This window comes from Streptomyces sp. NBC_00019 (assembly GCF_045041015.1).
Lineage (GTDB): Bacteria > Actinomycetota > Actinomycetes > Streptomycetales > Streptomycetaceae > Streptomyces.
On the sequence record NZ_CP108302.1, the window covers coordinates 4,558,025 to 4,572,662 of the forward strand.

The 14,638-nt window shown below is 70.3% G+C and carries 10 protein-coding genes; 6 read left to right on the forward strand and 4 right to left on the reverse strand.

Translation table 11 applies throughout. The features are described from left to right. Positions 1–134: 134 nt before the first annotated feature. From mfd to OHU89_RS21380, 3 genes are all read right to left on the reverse strand, one after another. Complete coding sequence (gene mfd, locus OHU89_RS21370) at positions 135–3,665, reverse strand: transcription-repair coupling factor (protein WP_405645041.1); 3,531 nt, start codon at positions 3,663–3,665, stop codon at positions 135–137. 396 nt (positions 3,666–4,061) lie between these two features. Beyond that, positions 4,062–6,626, reverse strand: coding sequence for an ABC transporter permease (locus tag OHU89_RS21375; RefSeq protein ID WP_405645043.1), 2,565 nt, complete (start codon positions 6,624–6,626; stop codon positions 4,062–4,064). Beyond that, positions 6,623–7,411 carry an ABC transporter ATP-binding protein gene (locus OHU89_RS21380; RefSeq protein WP_405645044.1) on the reverse strand — a complete coding sequence of 263 codons (789 nt, stop codon included), beginning with the start codon at positions 7,409–7,411 and terminating at the stop codon, positions 6,623–6,625. The genes OHU89_RS21375 and OHU89_RS21380 overlap by 4 nt, the downstream gene beginning before the upstream one ends. Before the next feature lie 409 nt (positions 7,412–7,820). Between OHU89_RS21380 and OHU89_RS21385 the strand changes: the two genes are divergently transcribed. Both OHU89_RS21385 and OHU89_RS21390 read left to right on the forward strand, forming a co-directional pair. Then, positions 7,821–9,326, forward strand: coding sequence for an MFS transporter (locus tag OHU89_RS21385; RefSeq protein ID WP_405645046.1), 1,506 nt, complete (start codon positions 7,821–7,823; stop codon positions 9,324–9,326). Positions 9,327–9,345: 19 nt separating this feature from the next. After that, complete coding sequence (locus OHU89_RS21390) at positions 9,346–9,846, forward strand: GNAT family N-acetyltransferase (protein WP_405645048.1); 501 nt, start codon at positions 9,346–9,348, stop codon at positions 9,844–9,846. A 28-nt stretch (positions 9,847–9,874) separates the two neighbouring features. On the opposite strand, the gene OHU89_RS21395 is transcribed toward OHU89_RS21390, so the two are convergent. Next, positions 9,875–10,264, reverse strand: coding sequence for a hypothetical protein (locus tag OHU89_RS21395; protein ID WP_405645050.1), 390 nt, complete (start codon positions 10,262–10,264; stop codon positions 9,875–9,877). A gap of 522 nt (positions 10,265–10,786) precedes the next feature. Here OHU89_RS21395 and OHU89_RS21400 point away from each other — a divergent pair. The 4 genes from OHU89_RS21400 to OHU89_RS21415 all read left to right on the forward strand — a co-directional run bounded on the left by OHU89_RS21400 (position 10,787) and on the right by OHU89_RS21415 (position 14,623). Then, on the forward strand, positions 10,787–11,830 hold the full coding sequence (locus tag OHU89_RS21400; protein WP_405645052.1) for a hypothetical protein: 1,044 nt from the start codon (positions 10,787–10,789) through the stop codon (positions 11,828–11,830). Between the two features lie 10 nt (positions 11,831–11,840). Beyond that, complete coding sequence (locus OHU89_RS21405) at positions 11,841–12,398, forward strand: hypothetical protein (protein WP_405645053.1); 558 nt, start codon at positions 11,841–11,843, stop codon at positions 12,396–12,398. A gap of 198 nt (positions 12,399–12,596) precedes the next feature. Next, the gene (locus OHU89_RS21410; RefSeq protein ID WP_405645055.1) at positions 12,597–13,007 is read left to right on the forward strand and encodes a DUF485 domain-containing protein; all 411 of its coding nucleotides are present in this window, start codon (positions 12,597–12,599) and stop codon (positions 13,005–13,007) included. Continuing rightward, entirely contained in the window at positions 13,004–14,623 is a 1,620-nt protein-coding gene (locus OHU89_RS21415; protein WP_405645057.1) for a cation acetate symporter, read from the forward strand. Before OHU89_RS21410 ends, OHU89_RS21415 begins: the two co-directional genes overlap by 4 nt. The last annotated feature ends 15 nt before the right edge of the window (positions 14,624–14,638 follow it).

Below are 14,638 nucleotides of genomic sequence, written 5' to 3' on the forward strand. Positions count from 1 at the left end.
CACAGGAGCGGGTTCGTCAGGAAGGCGGCAGTGGTTGCGGCTGATGCAGCAGCCGCTTCCCACTCCCGCCCCCGACCGACATTCCGACCGACATTCCGACAGCCGTGTCCGGCACAGCGCCGGAAACCGGCGGGCTACGACCCCAGGATCGACGCCAGGAACTCCCCGACCCAGCCCAGCAGTTCCCGCCCGACCAACGGCTTGCCGCCCACCTTCGCGGTCTTCGGCCGCGGCACCAGCAGCTGACGCGCCGCCGGCTTGATGACGGTCCCGGGGTACAGCCGCTTGACCCGCAGCTCCTGCGACTCGCGCAACTCCACTGGTGCGAAGCGGATGTTGGTGCCCTGGAGGACGATCTCGCCGACGCCGCACGCGCGTGCCAGCATGCGAAGGCCCGCCACCAGGAGCAGGTTCTCCACCGGTTCCGGCAACTTGCCGTAGCGGTCGACGAGTTCTTCCCGTACGGCCTTGACGTCGTCCTCGGTGTTGGCCGAGGCGATCGAGCGGTAGGCCTGGAGGCGGAGCCGCTCGCCCGGGGCGTAGTCGTGCGGGACATGGGCGTCGACCGGGAGCTCGATCTTGACCTCGAGGGCCGGCTCCTCCTCGACACCGCCCTCCAAGGAGGCCCGGTAGTCGGCCACCGCCTCGCCGACCATGCGGACGTACAGGTCGAATCCGACGCCCGCGATATGGCCGGACTGTTCGCCGCCGAGCAGGTTTCCGGCGCCTCGGATCTCCAGGTCCTTCATCGCCACGTACATGCCCGCGCCCATCTCCGTGTGCTGGGCGATGGTCGCCAGACGCTCGTGGGCCGTCTCCGTCAGGGGCTTCTCCGGGGGGTACAGGAAGTAGGCGTACCCGCGCTCCCTGCCTCGGCCCACCCGGCCGCGCAGCTGGTGCAGCTGCGACAGACCGAAGTTGTCTCCCCGCTCCACGATCAGCGTGTTCGCGTTCGAGATGTCGATGCCCGACTCCACGATGGTCGTCGACACGAGCACGTCGAACTTCTTCTCCCAGAAGTCGACCACCACCTGCTCCAGCGCCGTCTCCGACATCTGGCCGTGCGCCGTCGCGATCCGGGCCTCCGGCACGATCTCGCGCAGACGGGCGGCCGCGCGGTCGATGGACTCGACCCTGTTGTGGATGTAGAAGACCTGGCCCTCGCGCAGCAGTTCGCGGCGGATCGCCGCGCCGATCTGCTTCTCCTCGTACGGGCCGACGAAGGTCAGCACCGGGTGGCGCTCCTCCGGCGGGGTCGTGATCGTCGACATCTCGCGGATGCCGGTGACCGCCATCTCCAGGGTCCTGGGGATCGGGGTCGCGGACATCGTCAGTACGTCGACGTTGGCGCGCAGCTTCTTCAGCTGCTCCTTGTGCTCGACGCCGAAGCGCTGTTCCTCGTCGACGATGACCAGGCCCAGGTCCTTGAACTTGGTCTCCGACGAGAACAGCCGGTGGGTGCCGATGACGACGTCCACCGAGCCCTCGCGCAGGCCCTCGAGGACCGCCTTCGCCTCGGTGTCCGTCTGGAAGCGGCTGAGCGCCCGCACGTTCACCGGGAATTGCGAGTAGCGCTCGGAGAAGGTGCCGAAGTGCTGCTGCACCAACAGGGTCGTCGGTACGAGGACCGCGACCTGCTTGCCGTCCTGCACCGCCTTGAACGCGGCCCGGACCGCGATCTCCGTCTTGCCGTAGCCGACGTCGCCGCAGATCAGACGGTCCATCGGGACCGACTTCTCCATGTCCTCCTTGACCTCGGCGATGGTCGTCAGCTGGTCCGGGGTCTCGACGTACGGGAACGCGTCCTCCAGCTCGCGCTGCCACGGGGTGTCCGGGCCGAAGGTGTGCCCGGGCGCCGCCATGCGCGCGCTGTAGAGCTTGATGAGGTCGGCCGCGATCTCCTTGACGGCCTTCTTCGCGCGGGCCTTCGTCTTCGTCCAGTCGGCGCCGCCCAGCCGGTGCAGGGTCGGGGACTCGCCACCCACGTACTTGGTGATCTGTTCCAGCTGGTCGGTCGGGATGTAGAGGCGGTCACCGGGCTGGCCGCGCTTGGCGGGGGCGTACTCGACGACGAGGTACTCGCGCGTGGCGCTCTGCACGGTGCGCTGCACCATCTCGATGTAGCGGCCCACGCCGTGCTGCTCGTGGACGATGTAGTCGCCCGCCTCCAGGCTCAGCGGGTCGATCGTCTTGCGGCGCCGGGCGGGCATCCGGGCGCCGTCCTTGCCGGCCGCCTTCTGGCCGGTCAGGTCGGTCTCGGTGAGCACGGCGAGCTTCAACGACGGGTCGACGAAGCCGTAGTCGATCGAGCCGCACGCCACGTGCACGACGGACGGGGCGATCGCCCCCAGCTCCGCCTCCAGGCGCGCCGCGATGCCCTCGCCGCCCAGCACCTCGACCGTACGGGCCGCCGGGCCGTGCGCCTCGGTCACGAAGACCGTGCGCCAGCCGTCGGCGAGCCAGCCCTTGGTGTCGGCGAGGGCCTTCGCGGTGTCGCCGCGGTAGGTCTCGGGGGCGTGCATGCCGAGCTTGAGGGTGTCCGCCTCCAGCTCGAGATCCGCCGCGAACGGCGACACCGACCACCACATCATGTCCAGCTCGCGCGCCCGGTCCCGGACGTCCGCGATCGACCACAGGGAGGCCGCGTCGACGTCGATCGGCGCCTCGCCGCCGCCCGCCGTCGCCGCCCAGGAGGCCTGCAAGAACTCCTGCGACGTCGCCACGAGATCCGCGGCACGCGTGCGTACCCGCTCCGGATCGCATACGACGGCCATGGCGCCCTTGGGCAGTACGTCGACCAGGAGCTCCATGTCGTCGACGAGAACCGGCGCGAGGGACTCCATGCCCTCCACGGCGATCCCCTCGGCGATCTTGCCGAGCAGTTCGCCCAGCTCCGGGTGGAGCTCGGCGAGGGCACGTGCACGCGCGCGTACGTCGTCGGTGAGGAGCAGCTCGCGGCAGGGCGGGGCCCACAGGCCGTGCTCGGCGACCTCGAGGGAGCGCTGGTCGGCGACCTTGAAGTAGCGGATCTCCTCTACGTCGTCGCCCCAGAACTCGATGCGGAGCGGGTGTTCCTCCGTGGGCGGGAAGACGTCCAGGATGCCGCCTCGTACGGCGAACTCGCCGCGCTTCTCCACGAGCTCCACGCGCGCGTAGGCGGCGGCGCCGAGGGCGTCGACGATGGCGTTGAGATCGGCGGTCTGTCCCGTGCGCAGCGCTACGGGTTCGAGGTCGCCGAGGCCCTTGACCTGCGGTTGCAGCACCGAGCGCACCGGGGCCACGACCACCGACACCGGGCCCGTCTCGGGGTCGTCCGGGCGGGGGTGGGCCAGGCGGCGCAGGACGGCGAGGCGGCGGCCGACGGTGTCGCTGCGGGGGCTGAGGCGTTCGTGCGGGAGGGTCTCCCACGAGGGGTACTCGACGACGCCCTCCTGCGGGAGCAGGGAGCGCAGGGCCGCGGCCAGGTCCTCGGCCTCGCGGCCGGTCGCCGTCACGGCGAGTACGGGGCGGCCGGCTTCTCGGGCGAGTGCGGCGATCGCGAAGGGGCGGGCTGCCGGGGGGCCGACCAGGTCGACGTGCATGCGGTTGCCGTCTGCGGCCGCGGTGATGGCTTCCGTGAGGGCGGTGTCCTTGACGACGGCGTCGAGCAGACCGTGCAGGCTCATTCGGGGCGGCTTTCGTCCGAGGGTGGGCAACGCGAATCGCCCGACGCGGTGACCGGCCGGGGGGTATCCAGCGTACGTCGCTGCGGTCGCGGGTGCCGGGGCTGTGGATAACGCCGGTTCTCTTCGCACCCCGCGTCCGCGCCGGCCTCTGGCTGTTTTCGCCCCCGCCGCCCCTGCCCGTCCCATCCCCCAGAGGCTGCCGCCCTTTCAACCCCGCCCCCCCGGGGCTCCGCCCCCAGACCCCCGTCGGCCCCGAAAGGGCCTCGTCCTCAAACGCCGGACGGGCTGAAACAGCACAGCAACCTCCCGTCCCTGCAGTCCCCGCACAAAACACCCGGCGCCGAGAAGTCCCCCGTGACTTCTCGGCGCCGGGCCCTGCTCCCCCGTTCGATATGGCTATTCGGTTGCGATGGCGTTGAGGACGTTCATGCGGCCTGCACGGAAGGCCGGAATGAGGGCTGCGAACAGGCCCACGAAGGCGGAGCCGATGAAGACACCGATGATGGTGGGCCAGGGGATGTCGAGGACGTTGAGGCCCTCCATGGCGAGGAGCTTCTGGGCGGTGGCGCCCCAGCCCATGCCCAGGCCCAGGCCCAGCAGGGCGCCGAAGAGGGCGATGACCACCGACTCCATGCGGATCATGCGGCGCAGCTGGCGGCGGGAGAGGCCGATCGCGCGCATCAGGCCGATCTCGCGGGTCCGTTCCACCACCGAGAGCGCCAGGGTGTTCACGACGCCCAGGATGGCCACGATGATCGCGAGACCCAGCAGGCCGTAGACCATGTTCAGGAGCTGGCCGACCTGGTCCTTGAGCTCTTCCTTGTAGTCGGTCTGGTCGCGGACCTGGTACTGCGGGTAGTCGTGGAGCGCGTCCTTGAGGGCCGCGTAGGCCTGCTTCTCCTGGCCTTCCTTGGCCTTGGCGAACATGATCGAGTTCGGCGGGATCTGGTCGGCGGGGACGTACTGCTTCATCGTCGCCATGCTGAGGTAACGCGCCCCCTGGTCCAGCGCCCCGCCGTCGTCGGTGATGGCCGCGACCTTGAGCTTCGCCGTGTCACCGCCCTTGAAGGCGACGGTGATGGTGTCGCCGACGTGGACGCCGTGGTCCTTGGCGTAGTCGGAGCCGACGGACATGGCGTTCTTGCCGTACGCGGCGGACAGGGTGCCCGCAGTCGTCGGGCGACGCAGGTCCTGGGCGTACGTCGGGTCGGCCGCGGTGACGCCCTTGGTGTCCTTCTTGCCGTCGGGCGAGGTCAGGGTCGCCTCGAGTTCCTTGTACGACGTGACGTGCGCCAGGTCCGGGCTCTGCTCCATCGCCTTCTGGGCCTGCGGGACGATCCGCTGGCCGCCCTGGACGATGAAGTCCGCGCCGACCGACTTGTCGAGCTCACTGGTGGCCGAGGCGACCATCGAGGAGCCGACGACCGAGAGGCAGGCCACGAGGGCGAGGCCGATCATCAGGGCGGCGCCCGTGGCACCCGTACGACGGGGGTTGCGCAGAGCGTTGCGCTCCGCCATGCGGCCGACCGGGCCGAAGGCCCGCAGGATCACCGCGCTGATGACCCGTACGACCGCACCCGCCAGCAGCGGGCCGATGACGACGAAGCCGATCAGGGTCAGCACCACGCCGCCGGCCAGCAGGAGCGAGCCGTCCTTCGCCGTGTCGGCGGTGGCGGCCGCGTAGAGCGCGAAGCCTCCCGCGCCCGTCAGGACCAGCCCGATGATGCCCCGCACCAGGCCCGCCTTGCCGTCGGCCGGTGTACCGGCGTCGCGCAGTGCGGCCATCGGGGAGACCTTGCCGGCCCGGCGGGCGGGCAGATAGGCGGCGAGGACGGTGACCACGACGCCGAGGATCATGCCGATGACCGGGGTGGTCGCCTTGACCGTGAGGTCCTCGGTGGAGAGGTTCATGCCGGCCATGCCCATGAGTTTCATCAGCCCGACGGCGATACCGACACCGGCGCCGACACCGAGGATCGAGCCCACGATGCCGAGGAGCAGCGACTCCACCAGCACCGAGCGGTTGACCTGCTTGCGGGAGGAACCGATGGCCCGCATGAGGCCGATCTCGCGGGTCCGCTGGGCGACCAGCATGGAGAAGGTGTTGATGATCAGGAAGATGCCGACCAGGAACGCGATCCCGGCGAAGCCGAGCATGGCGTACTTGATGACGTTCATGAACTCGCCGACGCCCTCGCGGTTCTCGTCGGCGTTCTCCTTGGCCGTCTGGATCTTGTACGTGCCGTCCAGGGCCTGTGTGACGTTCTGCTTGAGCTGGGTGTCGCTGACGCCGGCCGCGGCGGTTGCGTAGACCTGGGTGAACCGGCCCTCGGCGCCCAGGAGTTCGCGCTGCGCGGTGGCGGTGTCGAAGTAGACGATCGCGGCACCGGGGTTGGTGATCTTGAAGGTGGCGATGCCGACGATCTTCGCCTTGAAGTCACCGATGACGGAGATGGTGCGCAGCTCGTCGCCGATCTTCAGGTCGTGCTTGTCGGCGGTGTCGGCGTCGACCATCGTCTCGGTGGGCCCGCGCGGTGCGTGCCCGGAGGTGATCTCCATCGAACGCAGGTCGCTCTTGGTCCAGTTGCCCGCGATGGTGGGTGCCCCGGTCGACGATCCCATGTTCTTGTTGTCGCTGTTGACGACGGTCACGTTCATCGAACTGACCGCGCCCTCGGCCGACTTGACGCCGTCCGCCTTCGTCACCTGCTGGACCGTGGAGGCCGGCAGCGACTCGGGCTTGCCGTTCTGCGGGGTGTCGTCGCTCTTGGCCGCCTTCGGGGAGACCGTGACATCGGACGCGGTGGTCGAGAACAGCTTGTCGAACGTCGTGTTCATCGTGTCGGTGAAGACGAGCGTGCCGCACACGAACGCCACCGACAGCAGCACGGCCACGGCCGACAGGGCCATACGCCCCTTGTGCGCGAAGAAGTTGCGCATCGAGGTCTTCAGGACGGTCATGACGTCCGTCCCCGGGCGTCGAAGTCCTTCATGCGGTCCAGGACGGCGTCCGCGGTCGGCTTGTACATCTCGTCGACGATCCGGCCGTCGGCGAGGTACAGCACACGGTCGGCGTACGAGGCGGCGACCGGGTCGTGCGTGACCATCACGATGGTCTGCCCGAGCTCGGTCACGGACCTGCGCAGGAAGCCCAGCACCTCGGCGCCCGCACGGGAGTCGAGGTTTCCTGTCGGCTCGTCACCGAAGATGATCTCGGGCCGCGCGGCCAGCGCCCGGGCCACGGCGACACGCTGCTGCTGACCGCCGGAGAGCTGGTTGGGCCGGTGCTTGAGCCGGTCGCTCAGCCCGACGGTGTCGACGACCTGCCCCAGCCACGCCTTGTCCGGCTTCCGGCCGGCGATGTCCATGGGCAGCGTGATGTTCTCTATCGCGTTCAGCGTCGGGAGCAGGTTGAACGCCTGGAAGATGAACCCGATCCGGTCCCGGCGCAGCTGCGTGAGCTTCTTGTCCTTCAGCCCGGTGATCTCGGTGTCGTCCAGATAGATCTGCCCGGACGTGACGGTGTCGAGTCCGGCGAGGCAGTGCATGAGCGTGGACTTGCCGGAGCCCGAGGGCCCCATGATCGCGGTGAACTGCCCGCGTGCGATGTCCACGTCCACATGGTCGAGGGCGACGACTCGGGTCTCGCCGGACCCGTACGCCTTGACGACCTGCCGCGCCCGCGCGGCAACGGCCGTAGTCCCTCCAGTGCCCCCGTGCCTGGTGATGGTCACAGCCGATGTCACGGTTTATCTCCTATGTCGGTCAGCGAATTGCGCGCACTGATCTCTGTCGATCCGTGCTGAGTCGTGCGTGCTGCTGTGTCGATGAGTCTGGCCGCAGCGAGTGGTCCGGCGCGCTGGTGCTGAGCGCCGTCTTCTGGTGGGGAAAACCCCACCCCCGCTGCTGCGGTACACCGCCCCCGAGCGGCGTAAAGCCAGGTTAAGGACGGGCCGGGTGCCCTCACGTCCTCCGGCGGTACGAACCCTCCCCCAGCCGTAGTACGGAGGTACCCCTAGGGGCGATCCACCCGAGGGTGGAGGCGATCTAGGGGTCGGCTCCACCCTCCACCCCGCTCAGGCTGCACCCTGCCGCGACGTGAGGGTCAAGTGAGAGGGTGTTGCGCGGCAGATAGATGCAGGGGGAAGGGATCTCATGGGCCAGGGGGACACGGAGATACAGCCCGCGGCGAGGGCCGACGGCCCGAAGGACTCGCGCCGTCGCGGCGCCGTCGTCGCCGCGCTGATGCTCGCGATGGCGCTGGCCGCCCTCGACTCGACGATCGTCTCCACGGCCGTCCCCCAGATCGTCGGCGACCTGGGCGGCTTCTCCCTCTTCTCGTGGCTCTTCTCGGGCTATCTGCTGGCCGTGACGGTGACCCTCCCGGTGTACGGCAAGCTCTCCGACACCTTCGGCCGCAAGCCGGTCCTGATCGTGGGCGCGGTGCTGTTCCTCCTGGGCTCCCTGCTCTGCGCGGTCGCCTGGAACATGGGCTCACTGATCGCGTTCCGTATCGTGCAGGGCCTGGGCGGCGGCGCGCTCCAGGGCACGGTCCAGACGCTGGCCGCCGACCTCTACCCCCTGAAGGAACGCCCGAAGATCCAGTCCAAGCTGTCCACGGTGTGGGCGGTGTCGGCGGTGGCCGGCCCGGGCGTGGGCGGCCTGCTCGTGGCGTACGCGGACTGGCGCTGGATCTTCCTGGTCAACCTGCCGGTGGGAGCACTCGCCCTCTGGCTGATCGTCCGCTACCTGCACGAACCGAAACGGGACTCCCCCGGCCGCCGCCCCCGTGTCGACTGGGCGGGCGCCCTGGCGGTGTTCGCCTGCGGAGGCGTCCTGCTGACGGCGCTGGTGCAGGGCGGGGTGGCCTGGCCGTGGCTGTCGGCACCGTCATTGGCGTTGTTCGGTACGGGACTTGCCCTGGTCGCGGTGGTGGTCCTGGTCGAACGCCGGGCGGCCGAGCCGATCATCCCCGGCTGGGTGTGGCGCCGCCGCACGATCGCGGCGGTCAACCTGGCCCTGGGCGCGCTGGGCCTGCTGATGGTGGCTCCGACGGTCTTCCTCCCGACGTACGCCCAGTCCGTCCTCGGCCTGGCACCGGTGGCGGCCGGCTTCGTCCTGACGATCTGGACACTGAGCTGGCCGGTGTCGGCGGCCCTCAGCCAGCACGTGTACCGACGGATCGGCTTCCGCAACACGGCCATGCTGGGCATGGGAGCGGCGGCGCTGATCCTCTTCGCCTTCCCCTTCCTGCCGTACCCCGGCCGGGCCTGGCAGCCGACCCTCCTGATGCTGCTCCTGGGCGCCGCGCTGGGCCTCTTCCAGCTCCCGCTGATCATCGGCGTGCAGTCGACGGTGGTCTGGTCGGAGCGCGGCACGACCACGGCGTCGGTCCTCTTCTGCCGGCAGACCGGCCAGACGATCGGCGCGGCCCTCTTCGGCGCGGTGGCCAACGGGGTGCTGTCGGCACGGCTGGGCGGCGCGAGCGACCTGGACTCCGTGACCCGCGCACTGGATTCGGGCGCCGGTTCGGAGCCGCTGCGGCGAGCGATCGCGGACGCGGTGCACGCGGTGTATCTGGGGGCGGCGGGAGCAGCGGCGCTGGCGTTCGTGGTGCTGCTGGTGCTGGCACCACGGAAATTTCCGGTGATCACGGAGTGAGATGCGTACGGTGCCGGACATGGCGGAACTGAGACTGGAGCGACTGCGCCCGGACCACGCGGAGGCCCTGCTGGCCTTCGAGCGGGAGAACCGCGAGTACTTCGCGCGCACGGTGCCGGATCGTGGCGACGCCTATTTCACACCGCGGGGATTCGCCGTCCGCCACCGCGCCTTGCTGGACGAGCAGGAGTCCGGCGACTGCCACTTCCACGTCCTGCTGGACGTGGAGGGTTCACTGCTCGGCCGCTTCAACCTCATGGATGTGGCGGGCGGCTCGGGGGAGTTGGGGTACCGCGTCGGCGAACGGGCCGCGGGACGCGGGGTCGCCACGGCGGCGGTGGGCGAGGTGTGCCGGATGGCGGGAACGTCGTACGGCCTGAGCTCCCTGACGGCGAAGACGACGGAGGACAACACCGCGTCCCGAACAGTCCTCGAACGCAACGGCTTCGTGCTCACCGAGCGGATCACCCTGATGGAACGCCCGGGAGTGCGCTACGCGCGCGTGCTCCCCGGGTGCTGAGGGGCCAGGACGCGACCGGCCAGGACCCTCACCGCTCCCGGTCGAACCAGGCCGTCGACTCCGGCAGAAACAGCAGCACGACAACAGGCACCCCGAGCAGGATCCGCAGCGCAGCGTCCAGAAACAGTCCCGCCCCCACCGCCTCGCCCATCTTCATGACGGTCGGCAGCACCATGAACACCATCACCACGATGGTCGTCATCCGCACCCCGCCCCGAGCACCCCCGTCGTAGGTGAGGGCAAGCAGCGCACAGACCCACACCAGTGCCCAGGGCGCGAGCATCTCGCCCTGCCCATAAGCGGTGAGCCCGTCCGAGAGCGCGAGCATCGAGACGAGGCCGCCGACGGCGAGCACGAACAGCAGAACCTGAGCGCCCCGCACCTGTCTGGGCATGACGACTTCACGTACGTCGGACATCAACACCATCCCCCGGTAGAGCCCGCATCGTACCCACCTGCCCCCCGTCCCACAGGCGCCCACTCCTACTCCCCCTAGGGCAACCCCCCACCCCCCATTCCGGGTCAAACACCCCTCCCGAACGACGCCCCGCCCCCACCCGCCTGGGGCGGCCTCTCCACCCTGGACCTCGGCACGGTCGACCTCCGCCGCGGCGACAACGCCCTCACGTTCCGCGTCACCGAGCCCACGGTCCTCGACGACACCGTCGCCTACGCCCTCTCCCTCGACCGCATCACCCTCCGCCCCACCCGGCCGGCCCCACCGACCCTCCGCGAGGCATCCGTCCCCCGCCACCGCGCCCCTCACCCCGCCCACCTGCACCTCACCCTCGACCGTCCCGCACTCCGCCCGGTCCCTGTCCGCTACACCGTCACCGACTACTTCGGACACCGCGCCACCGGCGGCCGTACGACGATCCCCGCGGGCACGACCACCACCACCGTCACCCTCCCCGCCGACCTCCCGCCCGGCCACTACCGCGTGACAGCGAAAGCGAACCGCCACCCCCTCACCACCGCCTTCGCCCGCCTCCCCGCCACGACCGCCCCCGTCCCCGGCTCCGCCAACCCCTTCGGCGTGAACCTCTGGACCACCTCCCTCCTCCCGCCCTCCCGCCTCCCCGAATTCGCCTCCGCCATCAGGGACATGGGCGCCGCCTGGATACGAGACGGCCAGTCCTGGCCCGCCGTCGAGCCCGCCCCCGGTGCGTACGACACCGCCCACCACGACCGCACGACCCGCACCCTCCGCGCCCACGGCCTGTCCGTGCTCGACGTCCTCTCGCCCGCCCCCGAGTGGGCGATGACCGATGCCTCGCTCCCCCTGCCCGCCGACTTACGGCACGCCTACCGCTATGCCCGCCGCCTCGCCGCCGCCCGCCCGGAGGCGCTCCAGCTCTCGAACGAACCCGACGTCGACACCACGTTCAGCACCGGCGACGCGCACGCCGCGTTCGTGAAGGCGGCCGCGCTCGGGGTCAGGGACGCGGCGGACCGGCCGCCTCTCGTCGTGCTCCCCGGGTTCGCCCAGTCCGGCCCCTTCCAGGACCTGGTGCTCGCCAACGACGTCGTGCCGTACGCCGACGCATGGGCCTTCCACGGCTACCCCGATCCCACGCAGGAGGGCGAGCCGACCGTCCCCGGCGCCTCGGAGGAACAGCACGCGCTCGCCCGGCGCCACCAGGCGCCTGTGCCGCTGTGGATGACCGAGTGCGGGGCGTTTTTCACTGCACGACCGCGACAGAACCTCACATGCGCCCAACAGACGCGGCAGGCCCGCTACTTGGTGCGGTCGTTCGTCGAAGGGCTCGCCGCCGGCAATGCCCGGCAGTTCTGGTTCGCCGCGCCGCCCCTCCACGACGACGGCGTGTACTTCGGCCTGTTCGACAGGGACTTCGCACCGCTTCCCCGCCTACAGCGCCTTCGCGGCCCTCACTTCACTGCTCGGCGCCGCCCACCACGTGGGGCCAGCCGGGCGACTCCCAACAGGAGCGCACGGGTTCGTCTTCGACAACGGGCGGGGTGAGCTGGTCACCGTGGTGTGGGCGGAACGGCCCGTACGGATCGGCACGACCGTCGCGTATGACGTCATGGGCCGCCGTCTGCCCGGCGGCACCGTGACCGTCTCGCTCGACCCCGTCTACCTCGTCACGCCGGGCGCGCGGACCACCGTGACGACGGCTCCCCCCGCCCGCACCCGCCTCTCCCCCGCCGAGCACATCGTCCTCAGCCAGCGCTACGCCGCCCGCAACGCCGCGCCCGGCAAGCAGGACGGGGACGCGCCACCGCCGTACGGCTATCGGCTCGGACGTCGTACGCGCATGGCCGTCGACGTCTACAACTTCGGCACCGAGGCCCGGTACGTGACGGTCGAGGCGGGCGCGATGTCCGGTGGCTGGTCGGTGCGGGCCGACGGTGACGCCCGGGTGCGGGTTGCCGCCGGAGGACGCGTGAGTGTCGGCTTCACGGTGCGGGCCGGGCGGGCGACGCGACGACGCGAAGACGTACGCATCACCTTCCGCGCCCGGCTCGACGACCACTCCGCCGACCCCTCCGAAGTACCACCGTCCGTAGCTCTCGTTCACTTGAAGTAGCCGTTCACACCACTCAAAAATCTGAGTTAATCCGGGTAACACCCGAGGTCGGAGAAGTAAGCGCATACCGACCAATCAGTTTGGTGAACCATCTCCCACATCTGGCTACCAGCGAGTAGCGTGCGTGGCTCCGCTCACCCCACCCCCCAACTCCCTGCGGTCCGCACCGGGCCCCGAGCCACGCAAGGAGCCACCGGGATGTCATACGACCCGGCCCCACCGCCCACCTACCCCTGGCAGCCGCCCTTCGCCCCCGAACACGCTCCCGGCCGAGCCCCCGGACACCGTCCCCGTCACGAGGCGCTCGGGCACCACAGCGATCTGCGGATCCTGCGCAGCGCCTACCGCTGGCAGCGCCGCGTCGCGACCCTCACCGCGCTCGGCTACTTCACCCTCTTCCTCATCCTGTCCGCGTTCGCCCCGTCCTTCATGACCGGCCGCGTCGGCGACGCACCCCCGACCGGTCTGCTGCTGGCGCTGTTCCAACTCCCGATCACCTGGCTGGCGATCGTCCTGTACGAGCGCACGGCCCGGGCCCGCGTCGACCCGCTCGCCGACCGCATCCGCAAGCAGTCCGAGCTGGACGCCAAGCGGGGAGCGACCCGATGACGGGACAGACAGGCTTCAGCGACTCGGCGCAGGCGATGTCCCTGGTGGCGTTCTCGGCCGTCGCCACGATCACGCTGCTGCTGTGCGTGATGACCGGGCCCGACAGGGACGACCTGGACGAGTTCTACACCGGCTACGGCTCCCTGGGCTCCCTGCGCAACGGCCTTGCCATCGCGGGCGACTACATCTCCGCCGCGACCGTGCTCGGCACGGGCGGGGTGATCGCGTTGTGCGGCTACGACGGCATCGTGCTCGCCCTCAGCACCGCGTTGTCGCTCATGCTGCTGATGTTCCTGCTGGCCGAACCCCTGCGCAACGCGGGCCGGTTCACCATGGGCGACGCGCTGGCACGGCGCATGCCGGGGCGTTCCGTGCGGATCGCGGCGTGCGGGGTGACCCTCGCGGCACTGCTGCCACTGATGCTGGTGCAACTCGCGGGGACGGGGCAGCTGCTGGCCTTCATCCTCGGCTTCTCCGGCGAAGGGCTCCAGACGGGCTGCATCATCGGGCTCGGTGTGCTGATGATCAGTTACGCGGCGATCGGCGGGATGAAGGGCACCGCTCTCATCCAGATCCTGAAGATCGTGATGCTGCTCGGTTCGGGCGCCGTGGTCGCCGTCCTGGTGCTGCAGCGGTTCGACTGGAATCCCGGCGCGCTGTTCGACGCCGCCGCCGCGCAGAGCGGGGTGGGGCCGGCCTTCCTGGAGTCGGGGCTGCAGTTCACGGGCGGGTCCAATCCCCGGCTGGACATGATCACTTCGCAGCTCACGGTGGTCGTCGGCGGTGCCTGCCTCCCGCACGTCACCATGCGTATGTACACCGCCTCCAGCGCCCGCCAGGTGCGCCGTTCGATGTCCTGGGCGGTGTCGGCGGTGGTGCTGTTCGTGCTCGTCATCACGATCGTGGGGTTCGGGGCCACGGCCCTGATCGGGCGCGCGGCGATCGCGGAGGCGGACCCGCAGGGCAACACGGCGTATCTGCTGGGTTCCCGGGCGGTGTTCGGCGCGGACGTCTCGACGGCGGAGACCCTGCTGTTCACGACGGTCACCACGGCGATCTTCCTCACCCTGCTCGCCTCCGTCGCCGGCATGATCCTCGCCTGCGCCAACTCCCTCGCCCACGACGTGTTCGCGGGCCAGGTGCGGGAACTCTCGGCGCGCCGAGAGATGACCCTGGCCCGGGCCTCGGCGCTGGCCGTCGGCATCCCGGCGATCCTGCTGGCCACGATGGTCCAGCACCGCAGCCTGCAGCCCCTGGTGACCCTGTCCTTCTGCCTGGGCGCCTCGGCGATAGCCCCCGCCCTGGTCTACGGCCTCTTCTGGCGCCGCTACACCCGAACGGGCCTGCTCTGCACCCTGATCGGCGGCTCTCTGACGGTGCTGCTGCTGATGCCAGGCACCAACCTCGTCTCCGGCTCCCCCGTCTCCGCCTTCCCCGACGCGGACTTCAACTGGTTCCCGTTCACCACCACCGGCCTCGTCTCCATCCCGGCCGGCTTCGCCTTCGGCTGGCTCGGGACCGTGGTGTCGGGGCGGCGCAAGGCGGAGGAACAGCGACGGCAGTACGAAGCGGTGGAGGGGTGGATCCTGGCGGGGGCGGTACGACGGGAGGAGTGAGCGCCGGGCCGGGCG